At 40.8% G+C, this 21,567-nt stretch carries 20 protein-coding genes and 1 pseudogene; 13 read left to right on the top strand and 8 right to left on the bottom strand.

The window, feature by feature from the left end; translation table 11 throughout:
• Positions 1 to 55: 55 nt before the first annotated feature.
• Both BCU94_RS09445 and BCU94_RS09450 read right to left on the bottom strand, forming a co-directional pair.
• Positions 56 to 694, bottom strand: a complete 639-nt coding sequence (locus tag BCU94_RS09445; protein ID WP_102476236.1) for a hypothetical protein — start codon at positions 692 to 694, stop codon at positions 56 to 58.
• A 100-nt stretch (positions 695 to 794) separates the two neighbouring features.
• The gene (locus BCU94_RS09450; protein WP_076537554.1) at positions 795 to 1,154 is read right to left on the bottom strand and encodes a DUF2750 domain-containing protein; all 360 of its coding nucleotides are present in this window, start codon (positions 1,152 to 1,154) and stop codon (positions 795 to 797) included.
• A 197-nt stretch (positions 1,155 to 1,351) separates the two neighbouring features.
• On the opposite strand from BCU94_RS09450, the gene BCU94_RS09455 reads away from it, so the two are divergent.
• The 3 genes from BCU94_RS09455 to BCU94_RS09465 all read left to right on the top strand — a co-directional run bounded on the left by BCU94_RS09455 (position 1,352) and on the right by BCU94_RS09465 (position 3,580).
• Positions 1,352 to 2,566, top strand: coding sequence for a lytic murein transglycosylase (locus BCU94_RS09455; RefSeq protein ID WP_102438224.1), 1,215 nt, complete (start codon positions 1,352 to 1,354; stop codon positions 2,564 to 2,566).
• A 220-nt stretch (positions 2,567 to 2,786) separates the two neighbouring features.
• Positions 2,787 to 3,269 (top strand): peptidylprolyl isomerase, encoded by a 483-nt coding sequence (locus BCU94_RS09460; RefSeq protein ID WP_102476237.1) that lies wholly within the window; start codon positions 2,787 to 2,789, stop codon positions 3,267 to 3,269.
• Between the two features lie 83 nt (positions 3,270 to 3,352).
• A complete protein-coding gene (locus tag BCU94_RS09465; RefSeq protein ID WP_102438220.1) occupies positions 3,353 to 3,580 on the top strand; it encodes a DUF3389 family protein in 228 nt (75 codons plus the stop codon).
• 37 nt (positions 3,581 to 3,617) lie between these two features.
• Here BCU94_RS09465 and BCU94_RS09470 read toward each other — a convergent pair whose 3' ends face one another.
• Positions 3,618 to 4,625, bottom strand: coding sequence for a glutathione S-transferase family protein (locus BCU94_RS09470; protein WP_102476238.1), 1,008 nt, complete (start codon positions 4,623 to 4,625; stop codon positions 3,618 to 3,620).
• A gap of 473 nt (positions 4,626 to 5,098) precedes the next feature.
• Here BCU94_RS09470 and ushA (BCU94_RS09475) point away from each other — a divergent pair, with 473 nt between their 5' ends.
• From ushA (BCU94_RS09475) to BCU94_RS09490, 4 genes are all read left to right on the top strand, one after another.
• On the top strand, positions 5,099 to 6,811 hold the full coding sequence (gene ushA, locus BCU94_RS09475; RefSeq protein WP_102476239.1) for a bifunctional UDP-sugar hydrolase/5'-nucleotidase UshA: 1,713 nt from the start codon (positions 5,099 to 5,101) through the stop codon (positions 6,809 to 6,811).
• A 148-nt stretch (positions 6,812 to 6,959) separates the two neighbouring features.
• Positions 6,960 to 7,634 carry a carboxylesterase gene (locus BCU94_RS09480; protein WP_102476269.1) on the top strand — a complete coding sequence of 225 codons (675 nt, stop codon included), beginning with the start codon at positions 6,960 to 6,962 and terminating at the stop codon, positions 7,632 to 7,634.
• A 337-nt stretch (positions 7,635 to 7,971) separates the two neighbouring features.
• Positions 7,972 to 9,648, top strand: a complete 1,677-nt coding sequence (gene ushA, locus BCU94_RS09485; protein WP_102476240.1) for a bifunctional UDP-sugar hydrolase/5'-nucleotidase UshA — start codon at positions 7,972 to 7,974, stop codon at positions 9,646 to 9,648.
• Positions 9,649 to 9,954: 306 nt separating this feature from the next.
• The gene (locus tag BCU94_RS09490; protein WP_102438204.1) at positions 9,955 to 10,422 is read left to right on the top strand and encodes an Hsp20 family protein; all 468 of its coding nucleotides are present in this window, start codon (positions 9,955 to 9,957) and stop codon (positions 10,420 to 10,422) included.
• 234 nt (positions 10,423 to 10,656) lie between these two features.
• On the opposite strand, the gene soxR is transcribed toward BCU94_RS09490, so the two are convergent.
• Entirely contained in the window at positions 10,657 to 11,106 is a 450-nt protein-coding gene (gene soxR / locus BCU94_RS09495; protein WP_102438202.1) for a redox-sensitive transcriptional activator SoxR, read from the bottom strand.
• A gap of 115 nt (positions 11,107 to 11,221) precedes the next feature.
• On the opposite strand from soxR, the gene BCU94_RS09500 reads away from it, so the two are divergent.
• The 3 genes from BCU94_RS09500 (at position 11,222) to BCU94_RS09510 (ending at position 12,387) form a co-directional block, all read left to right on the top strand.
• On the top strand, positions 11,222 to 11,464 hold the full coding sequence (locus BCU94_RS09500; protein ID WP_102476241.1) for a hypothetical protein: 243 nt from the start codon (positions 11,222 to 11,224) through the stop codon (positions 11,462 to 11,464).
• 27 nt (positions 11,465 to 11,491) lie between these two features.
• Entirely contained in the window at positions 11,492 to 11,911 is a 420-nt protein-coding gene (locus BCU94_RS09505) for a VOC family protein (protein ID WP_102438333.1), read from the top strand.
• An 83-nt stretch (positions 11,912 to 11,994) separates the two neighbouring features.
• On the top strand, positions 11,995 to 12,387 hold the full coding sequence (locus BCU94_RS09510) for a VOC family protein (protein ID WP_102476242.1): 393 nt from the start codon (positions 11,995 to 11,997) through the stop codon (positions 12,385 to 12,387).
• 174 nt (positions 12,388 to 12,561) lie between these two features.
• Here BCU94_RS09510 and BCU94_RS09515 read toward each other — a convergent pair whose 3' ends face one another.
• Positions 12,562 to 13,983, bottom strand: a complete 1,422-nt coding sequence (locus tag BCU94_RS09515) for a DEAD/DEAH box helicase (RefSeq protein ID WP_102476243.1) — start codon at positions 13,981 to 13,983, stop codon at positions 12,562 to 12,564.
• 208 nt (positions 13,984 to 14,191) lie between these two features.
• Between BCU94_RS09515 and BCU94_RS09520 the strand changes: the two are divergent.
• Positions 14,192 to 14,356, top strand: a pseudogene (locus BCU94_RS09520) (transposase); the annotation flags it as partial.
• A gap of 408 nt (positions 14,357 to 14,764) precedes the next feature.
• On the opposite strand, the gene ilvN reads toward BCU94_RS09520, so the two are convergent.
• The gene (gene ilvN / locus BCU94_RS09525) at positions 14,765 to 15,259 is read right to left on the bottom strand and encodes an acetolactate synthase small subunit (RefSeq protein WP_076537586.1); all 495 of its coding nucleotides are present in this window, start codon (positions 15,257 to 15,259) and stop codon (positions 14,765 to 14,767) included.
• Positions 15,259 to 16,977: an acetolactate synthase 3 large subunit gene (locus BCU94_RS09530; RefSeq protein ID WP_102476244.1), complete on the bottom strand. Its 1,719-nt coding sequence runs from the start codon at positions 16,975 to 16,977 to the stop codon at positions 15,259 to 15,261. Before BCU94_RS09530 ends, ilvN begins: the two co-directional genes overlap by 1 nt.
• Positions 16,978 to 17,389: 412 nt before the next feature.
• Here BCU94_RS09530 and BCU94_RS09535 point away from each other — a divergent pair, with 412 nt between their 5' ends.
• Entirely contained in the window at positions 17,390 to 17,995 is a 606-nt protein-coding gene (locus tag BCU94_RS09535; RefSeq protein WP_102476245.1) for a LysE family translocator, read from the top strand.
• 53 nt (positions 17,996 to 18,048) lie between these two features.
• Here BCU94_RS09535 and BCU94_RS09540 read toward each other — a convergent pair whose 3' ends face one another.
• On the bottom strand, positions 18,049 to 19,260 hold the full coding sequence (locus BCU94_RS09540) for a multidrug effflux MFS transporter (RefSeq protein ID WP_102476246.1): 1,212 nt from the start codon (positions 19,258 to 19,260) through the stop codon (positions 18,049 to 18,051).
• A gap of 264 nt (positions 19,261 to 19,524) precedes the next feature.
• Between BCU94_RS09540 and BCU94_RS09545 the strand changes: the two genes are divergently transcribed.
• A complete protein-coding gene (locus BCU94_RS09545; protein ID WP_102476247.1) occupies positions 19,525 to 21,420 on the top strand; it encodes a choice-of-anchor I family protein in 1,896 nt (631 codons plus the stop codon).
• Positions 21,421 to 21,567: the final 147 nt, after the last annotated feature.

Genomic DNA, 21,567 nt, shown 5'->3' on the forward strand with positions numbered 1-21,567 from the left:
CGATGCGGTTGTTAGCGCTCGCTCTGTTGTGGCTTTCTGTTTTAGTCGCTCAAATTTAAGTAAACTCTTCTTGAACCTGTTCGATAAGCAGCTTTTGATGCTCTTTGGTAATGCCAATGTTCATTCGACATAACCTTACCGCATAAGAAAACTTGTCTTTGCCGACAATATTGAGTATTTCACATAACAGCGATTTGTTGAGCGCTAAGGTGTCACAATAGTGATTAATTGCCTTATTTAGGCTATTAAACTGTAAACCATCAAATTCAAATACCGCGCTATAACCTTGTTCAATATCAATGCCATTGAGCACCAAGGGCCAACCTTTTGCATTAATGCGGCCTTTGGCAATGTTGTACATCATCCATGCACTTTCTTTAAAGCCAGATAATATTCGACAATCAAAACCTGACTCAGCCAACTCTTCTTCGGTCCAATTAATGCCAATGGCGAGATCTTTATGATAAATCTGCATTAAGTCATCTTTTACTGCGTCTCTGCAATCCCAAATAGAAGTCAGTAAATTCTTTTTAGCTAACCTTGCACACTCACTGCATGCTGGCAGTGTTAATGAAGGGTGCGGGGTTGATGCTTTAGCATAATAACTGAACACATCGTTACTAGGCTCGGCGCAAAACCAGCATTGATGGCGAAGATCGAAAGGGATATCAATTAGGGGAGGTAAATGATTCAAAACAGGCCTTTAAGTTATAACTGGCAAGTAAATTTTTCTTATAAAAAAGCTGCTTTAGTTCGTAACGAACTGCAGCAGCTTAATTTAGCCAAGAATGTAATTATTCGGCTTCAATATCAACTAGCTCTTTAGCTAATTCAATTGGATCTACTTCTAAACATTCTTCGTTTGCAACCCAATCAAGACCGATTAATACACCGTCTTCATTTAAATCGCCAACCCAAAATTCTAAAAAGTCATTCACACTGATCTCAACAGCGACATAGTCTGCCCACTCTTCAGTACAATGGCTTGCCGCCGCAGCTTGTGTTGACCATAAAGGCATCACATCAGTTTGTTCAAATTCAGAAGAGTCACAGACAACCCAACCTTCACCAGTCTCATCCGCTAAGCCCCAAAGGACTTGATGCTTTTTCACATTTTCAATAAAGCTTACAACTGCAGGGGTTAGTTCAATCATGATTAGTCTCTTAGAAATTTCAATTAACTGATGCATTATACGTTAACGCTAAACAATACAAAACACTATTAATCTTCTATCGCAAAATGAAATAAACAAATACAAATTATCACAGTTTTAGCGGTTTTTGATCTTGTTTCCTTTTGCTTGATAAGTCAGGATGTGGCTATTCATTGATTAGTCGAAGTATTCTTTTTATGGTGAGTTTCAAATTTCCGGCGTTACTAAAATCGGCTGTAGTGGTTTCTAGCTGCTTTGTTAGTCTTCAAGCAATTGCAGCGTCCGATGATTTTTCCCAGTGTGTGGATAAGCTTAAAGTTACAGCCCGCAGTGAAGGCTTATCCGAGCAAACGATAAATACCAGTGTCGCTAATCTAAAGTACATTCCTAGAGTGATTGAGCTTGATAATCAGCAGCCAGAGTTTAGCACCACCTTTGGTAATTACTTCAATAAGCGTGTGACTGATTGGCGTGTTAAAGAGGGGCGGCGTTTATTAGCCGAGCATCGAGAATTATTAAATAAGCTTACCCTTGAGTATGGGGTACCAGGCCAATATATCATTGCTTTTTGGGGGCTGGAAACCAACTTTGGTGGCTATAAGGGCAAAATGTCAGTGTTAAATTCGTTAGCGACATTAGCCTGCGATCCTCGTCGTAGTAGCTATTTTACCAATGAATTAATGCAAGCTTTAAAGCTTAAAGAAAAGTATCAATTTGATGATGCGACTATGGTAGGCTCTTGGGCTGGCGCGATGGGGCATACTCAATTTATGCCAACCAATTACGCTAAATATGCCGTTGATGGTGATGGTGACGGTAAAGTCGATTTGTGGAATAGCACTGCCGATGCCCTAACGTCTGCGGCAAACTTTTTGCAGCAACTGGGCTGGAAAGCGAATGAACGCTGGGGCAGAGAAGTATTATTGCCTGAAAATTATGATTACCAATACCTTGGCCGCAAGCACCCTAAACCGTTAACCGATTGGGCTGCATTAAACCTCAAGCAAGCCAATGGCACACCGTTGACGACTCCAGAGATGGAAGCCTCATTGTATGTCCCGTCTGGTCATACCGGGCCAGCATTCTTAGGTTACGATAACTTTGATGTCATTATGCGCTGGAATCGCTCTGAATTTTACGCCATTGCCGTGGGCCATTTAGCCGATAGGGTGAATGGTGCAGCGCCGCTGAGAGTAAGCGCGCCGGATCATGGTCTATTTAATCGCAGCGACATTAAGCTTATGCAAGCAAAATTAAATGAACTGGGTTTTGATGTTGGTAAGCCAGATGGTGTACTCGGGCGAAACTCGATTGCAGGAGTGCAGGCATTTCAGCGCAGTAAAAACTTGATTGCTGATGGCTTTCCCGATCAAAAAACCTTCGCCGCGTTAGGTATTAAGATCAGTTTATAATCCGTAGCTTCAATTAAAAAATAATGATTGCATCGCTGAGAGTTTATTCTCTGCCAGTTCGCAGGCTTAGTGCTTAAACTCAGTTCATAAGCTTAAAGAATAAGCTAAAAGCATAAGCTAAAAGCATAGCAATCGATTATCTCGGCTTTTACTGGCAGCTTAATCGGGTATTTGTTAAGCTGCGGAAACTATTGATATCGAAGTAAACTAAGGACATTCGATGAGCGCTCAAGACAATATGGTAGTTCGATTCAACTACACCCTTCGTGACGAACAAGGTGAAGTGATTGAAAGTAACGAAGGTGGTTCTCCAATCGCCTATTTACATGGCCATGACAACATGATGCCAGGTGTAGAAAATGCCATTGCTGGCAAAGATGCGGGTGAAAAGTTCACCGTTACATTACCAGCTGCTGAGACCTATGGTGAGCGTATGGAAGGTGCTGAGCAACGTGTTTCAGTAAAACACCTACAAGGCGCTAAAGTATGGAAAGTGGGCATGTCTGCTATTGTCAATACTGAAGAAGGCCAACGCCAAGTGACTATCGTTAAAATGGGTAAATTCATGGCGACCATCGATACTAACCACCCATTAGCCGGTCGTGAGTTAACCTTTGATATCGAAGTGGTTGATTTTCGTGATGCAACTGATGAAGAAATTGCCCACGGTCATTCACACGGTGAGGGTGGTCATCAGCACTAATTTATTGCTGCATTACCCCAAATGTAATCCCAAGTGTAGTTAATATACTTGGGATTTTTGTTTGAAATAAAAGAAGCATCCGAATGATAATTGAATTTTCCCAAGGTAAATTAGTGGTAACGCCATTTGAAATCCAGTGTCGATTAAATACCAATAACATCGTCTTGACCGCAATGGTCGATGACATGAAATGTCTTAGTGACAGTTTAATGTTAATCGCAGATGCTGGCGCTGTGCGCTGGAGTTTAAAATTGGATAATGCCCAGCAATTTTATGAAGCCATCGAAATAATGGGCATTGCAGCCGAATAATCTGATTCGGCTGCGACAAGCTTCACTACAGGAACACCTAGGCTAGTGAATCTCGGTTATGGGGACTGCTATAGTCAATCTCTGGGCCAACTGGCACGATTTGGGTTGGATTAATTTGTTGGTGGCTAAAGTAGTAATGCTGCTTGATGTGCTCAAAGTTTACCGTGTCAGCAATGCCAGGCTGTTGGTATAAGTCCCTGAGGTAACCAGAAAGGCAAGGGTAGGACTCAATGGTTCTAATATTGGTTTTAAAGTGGCCTACATAAACACAATCAAAGCGAATTAAAGTGGTAAATAAACGCCAATCTGCTTCAGTTATCACATCTCCCATTAAGTAGCGTTTTGTTGCTAAGCGTTGTTCTAATTGCGCTAAGCTGGCAAACAGTGGCGTTATTGCTGCTTCATATGCTTGTTGAGTAGTAGCAAAACCACTGCGATATACACCATTATTAATGTTGTCGTAAATCATGGCATTCAGTTCATCAATATCTTGACGTAGTGCTGCTGGATAATAGTCGTCATGGTTAGCCGTAAGATGATTAAACGCCCGATTAAACATACGAATAATGTCAGATGATTCATTACTGACTATGGTATTAGTGTGTTTATCCCATAATACGGGCACAGTGACACGACCGTTATAATCAGCTTTGGCCATTTGGTAAATTTGATACAGGTAATCTTTATTAAACAAAGGATCGGTATTAGCGCCTTCAATGGCATTAGCAGCTGCCGACTGATTAGATCCTGCAAACTCCCAGCCGTTACTGAGCATGTGCGGCTCAACCACAGTGACATCAATCATTTGGGTTAACTGTTTAAGTTGTAGAAAAATTAAGGTTCTATGAGCCCAAGGACAAGCCAATGAAACGTATAAATGGTAACGTCCAGCTTCAGCTTTAAAGCCTGCATCACCACTTACTTCTGCACTGCCGTCTGGTGTTATCCAATGCCTAAATTGTGCATCTTCTCGGTGAAAATTGCCGCCATTTTCCTTCGTTGGGTACCATTGATCGACCCAGTGTCCATTTTGTAATAACCCCATCATTGCCACCTGATAATTTCAACTTCTATGACTGAGTTTAAGTGATAAATTTTAGCAAAAAAAGCGGATTAAATGGGCTATAACGTTCGATTAATTCGAAGCTGCTTGAGCCTAAATGTATTTACTGTTACTGAAAATATTGAATTGGAATAGCGAGTATTGGTTGCTTTAATTGCGGTGCTTTTAACAAAAAACTCACATCAATAGAAAAATATGGCTATATGGGTTCAAATATCAACCAGATACAATTTGTGTTGTTACAGCTTGAAATGTCTGACTTGTTTTGTTTTTTTTGTGCGAGTGTTTTGTTTTTGATTTTAATGTTTGCCAAGATGTATCTTGTTGTTGTGGCTGGGTAAATTGTGGTTTTTTGTAATCAAACTGACATGAGATTTATGCAATGTTTGCTAGCATTCAGCAATGGGCTGGATAGCTCGTACATTATAAAAATTAAATTGATTAAGGGTTAGATCATGAAAAACATCTTGTGCAAATGCTTAGTGGCCTCTGCTGTACTCGCGACATTGTCAGGTTGTAGTAATGACGATGATAAAAACCTAACAGCTTGTGAAGCTGCTGGTGATGCATGTACTAGCTTTACTGTTATTCATACCAATGATAATCATGGCCGTTTTTGGGAAAACAGCAATGGCGAATATGGTATGGCTGCGCGTAAAACTGTGATTGATCAAATTCGACATGAAGTAGAGCGTGCTGGCGGTGAAACCATTCTTTTATCGGGTGGTGATATTAACACTGGTGTACCTGAGTCAGACATGCAGCAAGCCATTCCTGACTTCATGGGGATGAACCTATTAGGTTATGACGCTATGGCAGTGGGTAACCATGAGTTTGACAATCCTCTAAGCACCCTTGATATGCAGTCAACATTGGCTAATTTTCCAATGCTTGCAGCTAACATCTATGACAAAAATGCAGACGCGCGCTATTTTGAACCCTACCGAGTGTTTGATATTAATGGCGTAAAAATTGCGATTATCGGTTTTACCACTGTTGATACCCCCAAAATTGTTAATCCAGAAAATGTCGACAGACTGACATTTACCAATCCTCAAGACGAGCTGCCTATTGTTCTTGCTGAAATCGAAGCCAATGAAGACGTTGATATGGTGTTTGCTGTAACCCATATGGGTCATTATGCTGACGGTAATCATGGTACAGAAGCCGCTGGTGATGTGATGCTAGCTCGCTCTGTTGAGCAAGGTCAACTGCACGCGATTATAGGTGGTCATTCACAAAACCCTGTGTGTATGGAAGGGGATGAGTACGCCGACTTTGCTCCAGGTGATGACTGTAAACCTGATCAGCAAAATGGGACTTATATCATGCAAGCCCATGAATGGGGCAAGTACGTTGGACGTGCTGATTTTGAATACATGGATGGAGAGCTAACGCTGGCAGAATACTCACTCATCCCAATTAACTTAAAGCAAGAAGATGAAAGTGGCGAGTTAGTATTCATTACTGAAGAAATTGAAAAAGACCAAATAGTATATGACACCTTATTGCCATATCAACAGCGCGGTCAAGAATTGTTAGATGTGGTGATTTCCTATACTGATGGTAAGTTTGAAGGCGACCGTGAAGTCGTACGTGTTGAGCAAACAAACCTAGGTAACCTGCTCACTACAGCTTATTCTGAATTTGTTAGCAATAACTTCAATGTCACCGCAGATTTTGGTGTAATGAACTCAGGAGGTGTCCGTGCTTCCATCGCTGAAGGTGATATTTCATACCGTGATGTGTTAACTGTACAACCATTTGGTAATTTCGTATCTTATGTCACGATGACGGGTGCGGAAGTTGAAGACTATTTAGCGGCTGTGGCAGTTAAAACCGGCGGTGGTTTCCCACAATTTAACCATGTAGCTATGGATGTGAATTGTGATGCTGAAACCGTCGATATTGCTTCTCTTGGTGGCCGTAGTTTCGATTTAGAAGATGATTATACCTTCTCGTTAATCCATTTCAGTGCTGCTGGTGGTGACGATTATCCAGTTATTAATCAACATAAAAACTACATAGATACCCAATTAACTGATGCAGCAGTTTTTCGTGAGTACTTTGTGGCAAACCCTGTATTATCAGCTGCCGATTATGCACCTGTAGAAGGTCAATTAAATTTCTACCGTAATGGCGCGTTAGTGAAAAGTTGTGCTCAATAATTTCTTTTGATTAACTAATGAGTAAGTTAAAAACGGTGTAAATTGAAAAAGGTAGCTACGGCTACCTTTTTTGTTTCAAGCTTAACGGTGCTTATGGATTGGTATAAGATAGCCGCAATTCATCATAAAGGATTTAATTATGTCGTCGGTGACAACCCTACTAGAACGTATAACAGTTGAACCAGCTACACCTGCGAAGTCATGTGTCATTTGGTTACATGGCTTAGGAGACTCGGGGGCCGGGTTTGCGCCCGTCGTGCCTGTTTTAGGTTTACCAAGTGGTCATAGTATTCGATTTGTTTTTCCCCATGCACCAGAACAAGCGGTGACCATAAATGGCGGCTATATCATGCGATCTTGGTATGATATTAAAAGCATGGATTTACATGATCGAGCCGATATCAATGGGGTGTTAACCTCTGAAATCGCAGTAAAAGCGCTGATCAATGAACAAATTGAATCGGGTATTAGCGCTCAAAACATTGTGCTGGCAGGTTTTAGCCAAGGTGGCGTCATGAGTTTATTTACTGGGTTGAGGTTTGAGCAAAAACTTGCAGGCATTATGGCATTGTCATGTTATTTACCCGCAGGAGAGGCTTTACCTGAGGGCTTAAGCGAAGCTAACAGTGATACGCCGATATTACAAAACCATGGTGAGCAAGATGAAGTGGTGCCATTATTTGCTGGAAAAATGGCCCATGATGCCTTAATTAAAGCAGGCTATTCGAGCAAGTGGCTTACTTACCCTATGGCACATAGTGTTATACCTGCGCAGTTGTCCCACATTGGTCAATGGCTAACCGATAAACTCGGGAAAGCATAACTGGCACTTTAGTGTGGCTGTTTCAAATTAAGTACAATGTCACTATTAACTTGTGATAGTTAAATGCTATAAAAAACAAGAGGCTTAGCGCTGTTATGGCGCTGAGCCTTTTTTATATTCGAACAGCTCAATCATTTGTCTAAATCCCTTTTTATTATATTGGACAATCTGCGTGTATTAATAAAAACTAAATCATTGTTATTTAAAGTGATAACTTAAAAATAAATCACAATATTTAGTAAACTTTTGTTAAAATACAGCTCGTTTTATGTAGTGAAACTAGTTGCAAACAAATTGCAGGCAACTTGTATTAAATTGAAGGTTTACGGATAACATAATGATAAGAAAAATTCCGAGTCTACTGGTCGTCATCGGTGTATTAACCAGTTTAACTGCGTGTGATCGAAAACCTGACTGCGAAGATAATAATTGCACTAAATTTACTGTGGTGCATACCAATGATAATCATGGTCGTTTTTGGCATAACAAAGCGGGTGAGTATGGCATGGCAGCGCGGTTTACTGTCATTGATGGTATTCGTAAAGAGGTCGCCGCAAATGGTGGGCATACCTTAGTGTTATCAGGTGGCGACATCAATACGGGTGTACCAGAATCCGACTTACAAAACGCCATCCCCGATTTTATTGGCATGAATATGATTGGTTATGATGCCATGGCGGTGGGCAATCATGAATTTGATAACCCATTGTCAGTATTGGCAGAGCAAGCAGAGTTAGCGACATTTCCAATGTTGGCTGCCAATATCTATGATAAAGAATCTAATCAACGTTATTTTGAACCTTATAAAGTGTTCAAAGTGGGTGATATTGACATTGCTGTAGTGGGGTTGACCACTAACGACACACCAAAGCTAACTAATCCATTGCATACAGAATCGTTGATTTTTACCGATCCTATCGCGGAAATGAAGCAGTTGTTACCGCAAATAAAAGCCAATGAAACTGTAGACTTAGTGTTTGCAGCTACCCATATGGGCCATTATCAGGATGCAGATTTTGGCAGTAATGCCCCTGGTGATGTCACGATGGCTAGAGCGTTAGAGGAAGGGCAGTTAGACGCCATTATCGGCGGGCACTCGCAAAATCCAGTGTGTATGGCTGGTCGCAACAGTGAATATGATAAAACCTTCACCGCGGGTGACTCTTGTCGTCCAGACAAACAAAATGACACTTGGATTATGCAAGCCCATGAGTGGGGACGCTTTGTTGGCCGCGCTGATTTTGAATACATTAACGGTAAATTGTATTTAGTGGACTACCGATTAATTCCAATTAACTTAAAGCGAATGGCTTTTGGTAAAAAGCTTGCTTGGCCAGTAGGTGAGCATGTTGAGCGTAACCCTGAGGTTGAAGCGGCGTTATTACCTTATCAGCAAAAAGGCAGCGCAGAGCTTGATGTGATCATAGGTAAAGTAGATGGGCTATTACAAGGCGATCGCAAGGTGGTGCGTGCCCAGCAAACCAATTTAGGTAGGTTAATTGCGAAAGTACACAGTAATAAAGTGCGCGCTGACTTTGGTATCATGAACTCTGGTGGCGTCAGAGCCTCTATTCCGGCAGGAAATATTGCTTATCGTGATGTGCTCACGGTGCAACCATTTTCAAATACTATTGGTTTAGCAGAAATGTCAGGTGACAAATTAATTAGCTATTTATCAAAAGTGGCTACCAATACCCGAACTAGCGGTGCTTATGCGCAATTTTACGGTATTGATATGACTGTAAAATGTCGTGATCAAGACGTTGAAATTCATAGTATTAATGGTCAGCCTTTTGATATATCGGCAACCTATCAGTTCTCTATTCCAAGTTTTAGCGCAGCAGGTGGTGACAATTACCCTAAGATTAATATTCTTGAAGCGGGTTATGTAGATGCCATTGAGCTTTATGAATACGTTAAGAAAGAGAAAAATATTCAAATTGAGGATTATAATCCGAAAAATGAAGTGAAATTTACCCAATCTAAAAGTTCATTAGGCTGCAGTATTTATTAGTATCCATGAGTTAATGTTAGCTTCTGTTAGCATTTAAACCTAAAGGCAACCACTTGGTTGTCTTTTTATTTGAAAATTTTTATCTTTTTAAGATATTGATTATTAATGGTTATATTTAAATTAATTGGCTGAAGGAAAAATTATTTTTGCTAATTTACTTGAAAAATAAAATATCGTTCTCATATCTAGTTGTAAGTTAGGCACGCTCAATAGAGGTACTAACTAGCATTACGCCGCAAGGGTAATGACAAACAGCCAATAATGGCATTTTATTTTTCACATATTGCTTTAGACAAGGATATGACAATGCGTAAATTTAATTTAACTCCAGATTTAACTCCTCTTTATCGTAGTGCGATTGGTTTTGATCGTTTAGCTAAAATGGCTGAACACGCCGCAGTACAAAATGGTAACACCGGTTACCCTCCATACAACATCGAATTACTTGGCGAAAATCGCTACCGTATCACTATGGCGGTTGCTGGATTTAGTATGCAAGAACTTGATATCACTAGCGAAGGTGACAAGTTACTTATCAAAGGCAGTAAAGTGGCTGCAGTAAACGATGAACGTAAATACTTACATCAAGGTATCGCAGAGCGTGGATTTGAGCGCACTTTCCAGTTAGCAGACCATGTCAAGGTTGTTGGTGCTGAATTAGAAAATGGTTTATTAAATGTTGATTTAGTAAGAGAAATCCCTGAAGCGTTAAAAGCACGTAAAATTCAAATCAATTCTGCGCGCAGCGCTACCAGTAATACGATTGAAAGTTAATGCGTTACCGCCCTTTAGGTAAATAATAAAGGGCACTAGTTTCATCTCTTCCCTGATTTTTGCCCAACTAGATTCATTTTCCTAGTTGGGCTTTTTGCCTTATGACTGTTTATAAAGCCCCTCACAACAAATTGACGCCACATTATTGATCCCACATTAAAGTCACTCTCAACAAAAGCACTTCGCGATAACGTCGCTTTCAATAAAAGCACTGCTCGTAAAAGTCACAAGCCCCTATTTAAGCGCTCTATCTAAAATGACCGCACCAGCATCATTGTTACCCAGTTCATCATTAGGATTGTATATGGGGCAGTTTTTCATTGATAAACATCCACAACCAATACAGCCATCTAGAGAGTCACGTAAATTAGTCAAATAATTGATTTTTCTAGTTAACTGATTTTGCCACTTGGTCGATAGCAACGCCCAGTCTTCAGGGGTTGGGGTGCGTTCATTGGGAAGGTGGCTAAATGCCTGCTTGATATCCTGCAAGCTTATTCCCATGGTTTGGGCGGCTTTTATCACGGATATCCGCCTGATCACATCTCGGCGATAGCGGCGCTGATTGCCTTGATTGCGCAAACTGGTGATCAAGCCTTTTGATTCATAAAAATGCAGGCTTGAGACTTTTATGCCGCAACGCTTGGCCACTTGCCCGACTGTTAAATCCATTTCATCAAGCATCAAAATATTCCTATTACAGTAAAAATAATACTTTACCTCAACCAAGGTTGAGGTTTTATAGTGGCACTATATTACAACAAGTTGATTTAAAAATCGTTGCAATGCAGGAGGCAAAATGACGTATTTAATTTTTAAAACTGAACAAGTGAATACATTCAGTCATCGAACAACAACTCCGGTTACCACAGTAATCAAACCCTCTAAGGAAGTGGTCACTGAGCAAGCTTATGATGCTTCAGATGACCCAAGCCGCTCCCCAAGTGGCGCTAAGAATCATGATTTGTCAGCAGAAAACGCAATCACAGCGGTTATTGAACTAAGCCGAACCCTATTCAATCAAGTGATGATTAATAAGTAATGTCAGCTTTTTAAAACAAGGAATATGATTATGCGATTAGAGCATTTAAATTTAGTAGTACAAAATTTAGACGCTAGCTTAGCGTTTTATCGGGCAGCTTTTCCCCATTGGCAAGTTCGCGGCGGTGGTGAAGGTGAGTGGCATGGGGTGCAGCGTAAATGGCTGCACTTTGGTGATGAATATAATTACTTATCGCTTAACGATGGCGGTAAAGGAAAAATGCGTCCCAATGAAGGTTATGATTTAGGCTTAGCCCATTTTGCTTATGTGGTGTCAGATCTTAAAAGTTTAATGGCAAGAATGGAGCAAGCTGGTTTTGAAATAGCGATTAAAGGCCGTGAAGATACTTACTCTGACAGTGTTTATTATCTTGACCCTGATGGCATTGAGGTAGAGTTTGTCCAGTATTTAACGGATATTCCCAGTGAACGAAATCGTTATGTTTAAGTTTCATTGGCGCTTATAAATAGTATAAGCAACAGTAAAAACGAACAGTATTAGTTGGAGATTTATCTTAAGTCGGAGTCAGTATGCATCTTAATCAAGTTACCTTAACGGTTAATAATATGACTAAAGCCTGTGAGTTTTATTTAACTCTCGGTTTTACTCAAATCGTTAATACTGCCCATTACGCTCGTTTTATGTGTCCTGATGGTGAGGCCAGTTTTTCATTAACCTTAGATGAGCTGCAATTGAATATGAGTGATAACCGAACCGTTATCTATTTTGAACATGAGCAACTAGATGAATGGGTTAATCAGCTGATTAAAAAAGGCATCGAATTTGAAACTTTGCCCACAGATCAAGACTATTTATGGCGTGAAGCAAGGCTGTTTGATCCTGCAGGTAATAAGATAAAGCTGTATTGGGCAGGAGAGAATCGATTAAATCCACCGTGGCGAGTGACTATTCGCGATAAATAACCATTCACAATTAACCATTAACCATTAACCATTAACCATTAACCATTAACCATTAACTACAGATACTCATACTGAGGTAATCAGCATTAAAAAAGCGCCGCTATTAAATTAGCGGCGCTTTAAACAATATTGACCAAGTGTGGCTTTTAACCTAGCGGCTATAAAAATATCAGCCTATTTACCCCAAGGGTTTACAGCGCCAGTGCCATTGGGCACTGATCTGCTGGTGTTATTTTTACTAGGCTTGCGAGAGTCTGAGCTTCTATTCTCGCCGCGGTCACTAGTTTTATATGGGCTTTTAGCTGCGCTTTCTTTGTTAAAGCGTTTGGCTTTATTTTTATCGTAATGATTATTCTTTGGCTTATCTGACTTGCCACGAGAAAGCGTTGGCTTGTCATCAGTTTTCGCTTTTGGCACTTTGGCATTCTTAGGGACAAAATCTAAGATTGAAATCGGTACTTCTTTACGCGTAGTAAAGCCTTCAACTTCTTTACGGACAATTAAGTGACCCAAACGGCGCTCAATTGCGCAGAGATTTTTAAAGTCATCTTTTGACACCAATGACACTGCAATACCAGACGCCCCAGCACGGCCAGTACGACCAATGCGATGCACATAATCATCAGCAGGGTATGGTAAGTCGTAGTTAATGACGATAGGTAAGTCATCAATATCAATACCACGAGAAGCAACACCAGTGGCAATAAGATAGGTGATTTTTCCATCTTTAAAATCTTTAAGTAATTGCTCACGTATCGGCTGGCTACGACCACTATGAAAAGACTCTGCAATAATGCCGCGCTTTTCTAATTGAGTCACCAGCTTTGCTGCACCGTGTTTAGTTTCGATAAAGATCAGCGCTTGTTTCCAATCGTTGTCTTTAATTAACTGGCTTAGTAATGCTGACTTCTTTTCTTTATCAACGGTAACTAACCATTGATCAATTTTTGGCGCTGCGTCAGCATCTTCAACCACTGAAATTTGCACTGGGTTACGCATAGCTGATTTAGCCAGAGCGCGAACTTGGTTAGACAAAGTGGCTGAAAACAACATGTTTTGACGTTCATCAGGCAACAATTCGATGATGCGGTTAATGTCTTCAATAAAGCCCATATCCAGCATTCTATCGGCTTCATCAAGCACTAACACTTCAAGCTCGTCAAAGTTAACGGCACGTTGAGTATACATATCCAGCAAACGGCCAGGCGTTGCCACCAGGATATCAATGCCTTCAATGAGCTTTTGCTTTTGGGCATTACTGTCAACGCCGCCATACATGACCATTGAATTTATTGATAAGTTCTGGCTGTATTTTTTGATGTTTTGCTCAACCTGAATCACCAGTTCACGGGTAGGTGCTAATACCAGTGCTTTGACGCGTTTGCCACGTACCTTATGGGGGGCTTTAAAGCGTTCGATAATAGGCAGTACAAAGCTGGCTGTTTTACCGGTGCCGGTTTGCGCCGCGGCAATGATATTTTTACCCGATAAAGCAACAGGTATAGCCTTAGATTGAATGGGAGTCGGCTTGGTATAACCTAAAGAACTAAGTGCACTGATTATTGGATCGCTTAATCCCAGCTTCGAAAATGGCATGTGTAATCTCGGGTAAAGTAAAATGATAATTAACAACACTGTCAGCAATGATTAATGTTTGGTTTAGCGTTAATCATGGCGCAGTGGTAAAGAATAGCTGGTTAGTATAACAGAGTGAGCAAAATATAGGGTAGGGCTGTTTTCGCTTTAAGCGTAAAGCTAACAAGGTGAATCAATATGATCTGTCGGCAGTCAATAAAGTTTTGACGCAGCAGTTCTTGCCTGTATGGCGTATGTTGATTTGAATCCAATTCGCGCACAAATGGCTGCAACACCTGAAACTTCAGATTACACCAGTATTCAACGACGCATAAATTCAGCGATTAAAGGTGAGCAACCAAAAGAGTTACTACCATTTGTAGGAAATGAACGTTTAGTGTAGTGACAAGGTGAATTTGGCCACTCATTTGTAGTTGAACTCACTTAGCATAGAAATTTTAATCCTAAATTCACCAATTAGATTTAGAGATCTAACTCGGAAATGTCCAGAGGTGAGTTACAAAATGATCAAACGATATTGTTTTCAATTGACAATAACTTCACTTCAGCTAGTGAAAACGATCAAATTTCATCAAGTCGAAGTTCAATAAATAAGCAAGCCCCTGCCATTTCTGATCAAACATTATTGCTCTCAAACATGAACAGTGAATCAATTAGCCTCAAAAACAGGTTATCTCAGGAGGGGTCAATAATGAGCATAATAAAGGGAGCTAATCAGCTCCCTTTATTGTGACACTTTTTTAAGCATAGACTTGTTACTAGCCATGCAAAAAGTGAACTGCTATGCTTTCATGACTTTCTCGCCACGGGCAAGACCTACAACGCCTGAGCGAGAAACTTCAATTACCTTTGTGACTTCAGCAAGCGCGCTGATGAAGGCATCTATTTTTTCGCTGGTACCGGCCATTTGAATGGTATACAAGCTGGCGGTGACATCCACTATTTGACCTCGGAAGATATCAGCAGTGCGTTTGACTTCTTCACGCATCTCTCCTTGGGCTTTAACTTTGACCAATGCCAGTTCTCGCTCAATATGGGCATTTTCAGTTATGTTAGAGACTTTTAAAATATCAATTAACTTATGAAGTTGCTTTTCAATTTGTTCGTGAACATCAGCTTCAGCATTCACCGTAATATTAAGGCGTGACAGGGTGGTGTCTTCTGTTGGCGCAACGGTTAAGCTTTCGATGTTGTAGCCACGCTGAGAAAACAGTCCAACCACACGAGACAATGCCCCTGGTTGGTTTTCTAATAATACAGAAATAATACGACGCATTAGCTTCTCTCCGTTTTACTTAACCACATATCTTTCATTGCTTCTCCACGGATCAACATTGGATAAACATGCTCTGTTTCATCAACGCTAATATCAACAAAGACTAACTTGTCTTTCATTGCCAATGCTTCAGCTAACTTTGACTCTAATTCGTTAGGATCACTAATCGTCATGCCAACATGGCCATAAGCTTCAGCGATTTTGGCAAAATTAGGCACTGAATCCATATAAGAGTGTGAATGACGACCTGAATAAATCATGTCTTGCCATTGCTTAACCATACCTAAGAAACGGTTATTCAAATTAATGATTTTTACTGGGGTGTCATATTGCAGCGCAGTTGAAAGTTCTTGAATATTCATTTGGATTGAACCATCACCCGTAACACACACTACGGTTTCATCTGGCATCGCCATTTTTACGCCCATGGCAGCAGGTAAACCAAAGCCCATGGTGCCAAGCCCGCCTGAGTTAATCCAACGGCGTGGCTTATCAAATGGATAGTAAAGCGCGGCAAACATTTGGTGCTGACCCACATCAGAGGTGACGTAGGCATCGCCATTGGTTAATTTATGCAGTGTTTCGATCACTTGCTGTGGCTTTATGCGATTACTTGATTTGTCATAGGCTAAACAATTTTTTTCGCGCCATTGATTAATCTCAATCCACCAAGCATCAAGCGCTTCGCTGTCGTTGGTTTTTTCGGTGTCATCAAGTAAAGCTAACATGCTATCGAGGATATTTTCAGCAGAGCCAACAATCGGTATATCCACTCGTATGGTTTTAGAAATAGATGCCGGATCAATATCGATATGCAAAATGGTGGCATTAGGGCAATATTTTTCTACATTATTGGTGGTACGGTCATCAAAACGCACCCCAATACCAAAAATTAAGTCACAGTTGTGCATCGCCATATTAGCTTCATATAAACCGTGCATGCCTAACATACCTAAGCATTGTGGGTGAGTGCCAGGGAATGCGCCTAAGCCCATTAAGGTATTAATGACTGGAATATTGAGCTTTTCAGCTAGGCGAATAATTTGTTGGTCGCAACCTGAAATAATAGCGCCGCCGCCCACATATAACACAGGTTTTTTAGCCGATAACAGCGCTTGTAATCCACGGCGTATCTGACCTTTGTGGCCTGCGGTTGTCGGATTGTAAGAGCGCATATTAACGCTTTCAGGGTAAATGTATTCGTGCAGGACTTCAGGGTTTAAGCAATCTTTTGGTAAATCAACTACGACAGGGCCAGGTCTACCGGTTGCTGCAATATAAAAAGCTTTTTTGATGATTTCGGGGATTTCACGGGGATCTTTAACTAAAAAGCTATGTTTGACAATAGGGCGTGAGATCCCAATCATGTCACATTCTTGGAAAGCATCATTACCAATCAAATTACTCGGAACTTGGCCTGATAAAACCACTAAAGGAATAGAGTCCATGTAGGCGGTAGCAATACCGGTAATGGCGTTAGTAGCACCAGGACCAGAGGTTACCAGTACGACACCCACATCACCGGTGGCGCGGGCATAACCATCAGCCATATGCACAGCTGCTTGTTCATGTCTTACTAGGATATGCTCTACGCCAGAATCTTTGTGCAGCGCATCGTAGATGTCGAGTACTGAGCCACCTGGGTAGCCGAAAATGTGTTTTACGCCTTCATCGATTAACGAGCGCACTATCATGCTGGCGCCGGATAATTTTTCCATTGCTAAATCCTCTTAAGTTACCGTTATGGTAAACAGTATCTTGCTACAACGACGGTAATCGTTCTAAAAATAAGCCCGAACGGTAATTCGAACTCGCTTATCTACGCAGTAGAAAACCGCCTCAGATAATTTGACTAAATATGTATCTTGCTGATTTCCAAGATACCTTCATCATATTTATTTTTGAGCACGATACAAGTGTCTTGTTGAAATAAAGTAATTTAGGTGAAAGTATTTCATGATTGTTTAAGATAAATGACAGTTAGGCGTTTTAAATTAATTAAAAAGCGTGAAAACTGCAGAAACTTGAATTAAACCGAGTATATTACGCTTGCTTGTATCGTGTTGTTTTTCGAACAGGTATTTGCTGAGTTTAAGGTGATTTGATTAAAAATGTTTAAATAGGAAATGTATGGGCCCATCTGTTGTCATGTTGATGCTATCGGCCGCACTATTTTGCGCTACCATGACGGGTACGCCAGGGCCTAATAATGTGCTATTGGCTAACTCTGGTGCTAATTTTGGTGTTAAACAAACCGTACCGCATATGATTGGGATCCGTTTAGGCCAAACCAGTTTGCATGTGGCTATGTTATTGGGGTTAGGGTCTTTATTTGAGTCATGGCCGCTACTGCATCAGATGTTAAAATATGCATCCATTGGCTATTTGATCTATCTCGCGGTCAAAATAGCCACGCAACATGGACGCAATCAAGCCAGCGAAAGGGCTAAGCCGATAACCTTAGTTGAAGCGGCCTTTTTCCAATGGATAAACCCTAAAACATGGATGGCTTCAATTAGCTTATTAAGCGCATTTACTATTAGTGGTGATTTATATTGGACAACGGCAATTGGTGGGGTGCTGGTATTCAATATTGTAGGGCTACCAATGTCATTGCTTTGGGTACTGATAGGCTCTTCTATCAGTCAGAAGTTAAACACACCTATTCGTCAGCGAAATTTTAATTGGTTGATGGCGGCGATGTTACTAAGCACATTACCTATGGTGTTAGTGTGAATTTAAACGGCTCTTTATGAGCCGTTTTATTACAAGTTCAAGCCGCTAGATGATTAGTTTCTTGGCTGGGTACGTTGAAACAATAAACAACCCATTACCAGCATTACTGATAACAACATCATCGCCGAAAATGGCACCGCGGTGCCAGTATAAAAGAAAGCCAATAAAGGGCCAGCTAATGAGCCAAAGCCAAATCTCAGAGTGCCAATTACAGCCGTTGCAGTACCGGTTTCTTGTTTAAATTTCATCAACACAATGGCATCGGCATTAACTGACATCACTCCTAAACAGCCCATTAATGGGATCAGCATGGCGACAGTAAAGTGGTAACTCAAGCCTAAAAGATTCACCAGCAACAAACCTGCGGCTGCTAAGGTGGCAAACACGGTTGCAGCAAACAGCATTCTGTTTGAGCCAAAACGCCCGACAATTCGAGAGTTTAAAATGTTCGCCAACATCAGAGCGCCGACATTAGTACTGAATAATATTGAAAATAAGGTTTTATCTAAATCAAAGACTTCCATATAAATGAAAGGCGAAGCTGTTAAATAACAGAAAAACGCAAAGGAAGTCAGTACTCCGCAACTAATATTGAGTTTCACACCTTGGCGGCTCAGCACGGTTTTATAGGCGTTTAAAAAAGACTTATTACTGCGGGCATCTTTTGCTTTGTCGCTGGGCATTTTTAATTTAAAAATAACCAACAAAAGCAAAAATATAGCATAACAACTTTGGCTTAAAAAGATTAACGGCCATTCACCCACTTCTAAAATTAAACTGCCTACACTGGGCGCAAGTAACGGCGCTAACATCATTATTAAGCTGACGTAAGACATTCCTTTGGCAGTATTGTCACCATAAACTTCCTTAATATAACCAGGTACCACAACCGTGGCAGCTGCGCCAATAAATGCTTGGGCAAAACGCAGCGCTAAAAATAACTCAATATTAGCGGTGATAGAAATAAAGAAACTGATTAAGGTAAACCCACTTAAGCCAAAAATGACCAAGGGCCTACGGCCAAAGCGATCAGCAAGCGGGCCAAAAGTGAGCATCCCTAGCGCGTAGCCCGCAAGGTAAATACTTAACGATTGCTGCACTGTGGTGACATGGGTTGAATAGCTGTCAGCAATGGCAGACATTGCTGGTAAATACATATCGATGGCTAATGGGGTGATGGCCACAATCGCAGCCAGCATCGGAATAAGCATGGCAAGGTTTGGGGAGTTCTGCGCCGAGGTCACAGAAGGAGAGTTAGAAGACATGCTGACAAAAACCTCATTGGATAGACATAAAATAGGATCACATCGAAGAATTTTATAGGAAAGAGAGTACGAAATTCTGGCAAAATTTTACCATGAAAAAGGTGATCAGCATCGAAAAATATCAGGAATTAAGTGTATTTTAATCTTTACTAAATCAGACTGTTGAGGTTTAACATTAAAGTAACATTGTTGTCGTTTTAGTGTCATCGAACTTGAGTAGCTTAGCGCCCAACTTTGCAACAATTACTTAATAGAGACTAAAGCATGAAAACGAAAATTTTTCCGTTAACCACACTTTTGCCGTTAACCACAGTAATGTCAATGATGCTGCTAGCAGGCTGTAATGGTGATGATGGTCTTAATGGCGTTCAAGGTGTTGATGGTACGAATGGTTTAAGCTCGTTAATCTCAATCACTGAATTAACTGCTGGCAATAGCCAGTGTCCATTTGGTGGTCAACAGATCGACACGGGGATTGATGTAAACATAAATGGTGTTTTAGACACAGATGAAGTGCTTGCTGGCCAAACTCAAATACTATGTGCTGAAGCTCAAGGTCAATTGCAGTTAGGGCTAATCGGTCGTTATGAATCAGGAATTTATGGCCAAAGCGCAGCAGAAATTGTTGACTTTCATCAGGCTAGCAACAGCGTATATGTAGTTAATGCACAAAGTGGCATGTTAGATGTCCTAGACTTATCTTCGTTAGCAAGGGTTAATTCAGATGACATAACGGCGATAACATTAAACAACCTCACTAAAACCTTAAGTGTAAACGTTGCTGAAGATGCTGAAATTAATGATTTAGGCAGCGTCAACAGTGTCAGTATTTATGGCGACTTATTAGCCGCCGCCGTTGAGAGATCTGATAGTGCCGGCAATGCGACCCAAGGCAATGGTATCGTTGCATTTTATCAATTATCAGCCACTGCAGAGCCTGAATTTATTAAGGCCGTAGAAGTAGGGGCATTACCGGATAATGTGGTTTTTACCCATGATGGTGCCAAACTGGTTATAGCAAATGAAGGTGAGCCAAACTCTGATTATAGCGTTGACCCAGAAGGTACTATTGCGTTGATAGAGATTACCGATGGTCTGCCAGCAGATACTGCTACTTTGATTGATTTTAATGAATTTAATCTAGGTGAAGCTCGCCATAATGAGCTTAGTAATATGATTAAGATTAATGGACCAAACGCTTCAGTTTCACAGGATCTTGAGCCTGAGTATATTGCAGTGTCCAAAGATAATCAGTTTGCTTATGTCAGCTTACAAGAAAACAATGCTATCGCAGTGATTAACTTAGAGAATAATACCGTCGAAGCCATTAATGCTTTAGGCCTTAAAGATTACGGTAAAGCAGGTAATGAGCTTGATGCCAGCGACAAAGATGATGCCATTAATATCGTTAATTATGCTGGTGTCTATGGGATGTATCAGCCTGACACTATCGCCAGTTATCAATGGCATGGACAAGACTTTATTGTCACAGCCAATGAAGGTGATGCTCGTGATTATGATGGTTTTTCTGAAGAAGCCCGCGCCGATGATTTGATTTTAGACTCAAGCCACCCGCAAATATTAGCCGCCCAAGATAAAACTCAATTAGGCCGATTAAAGGTTACCACTAGCATGGGTGATGATGATAATGACGGCGATTTTGATAGAATTGTATCTTATGGTGGCCGCTCATTTTCTATCTGGAGTCATGCTGGTCAATTAGTCTTTGATAGTGGTAATGACTTTGAGAGGATTACCGCAGCAGTGCTAGGTGAAAACTTCAACAATCATAATGAAGAAAGCAAAGGCGATAGTCGCAGTGATGATAAAGGTCCTGAGCCTGAAGCGCTAGCGATAGGTAGAATCGGTGATAAAAATTATGCTTTCATCGGCTTAGAGCGTACATCTGGGATAATGATTTACGATATTACTAATCCTTTTGACGTCAGTTTTATTGACTATGTGGTGAACCGTGATTTTGATATCGACTTTGAAATAGACGGCGAAACCATGAGTGGGCAACCTGAGCTTGTGGGTGATTTAGGCCCAGAAGGGATGAAATTTATTCTAGCTGAGGATAGCCCTACAGGTTTGCCATTATTAATTATTGGCAATGAAGTAAGCGGCAGCACCAGTGTTTATCAAATAAGTTTTAATTAGCACAAAATAAGCGAAATCCATCGTTACACTCGAGCAGCAATCTTGACTCAGAACACTTACTCCAAAGACCAATATCAATTGATATTGGTCTTTTTGGTTTTTTGGTTCGTATGAGACAAGACATTATTGTTGTTTTTAATAGCAAAA

It is taken from the genome of Shewanella sp. 10N.286.52.C2 (assembly GCF_002874545.1).
Classification (GTDB): Bacteria; Pseudomonadota; Gammaproteobacteria; order Enterobacterales; family Shewanellaceae; genus Shewanella.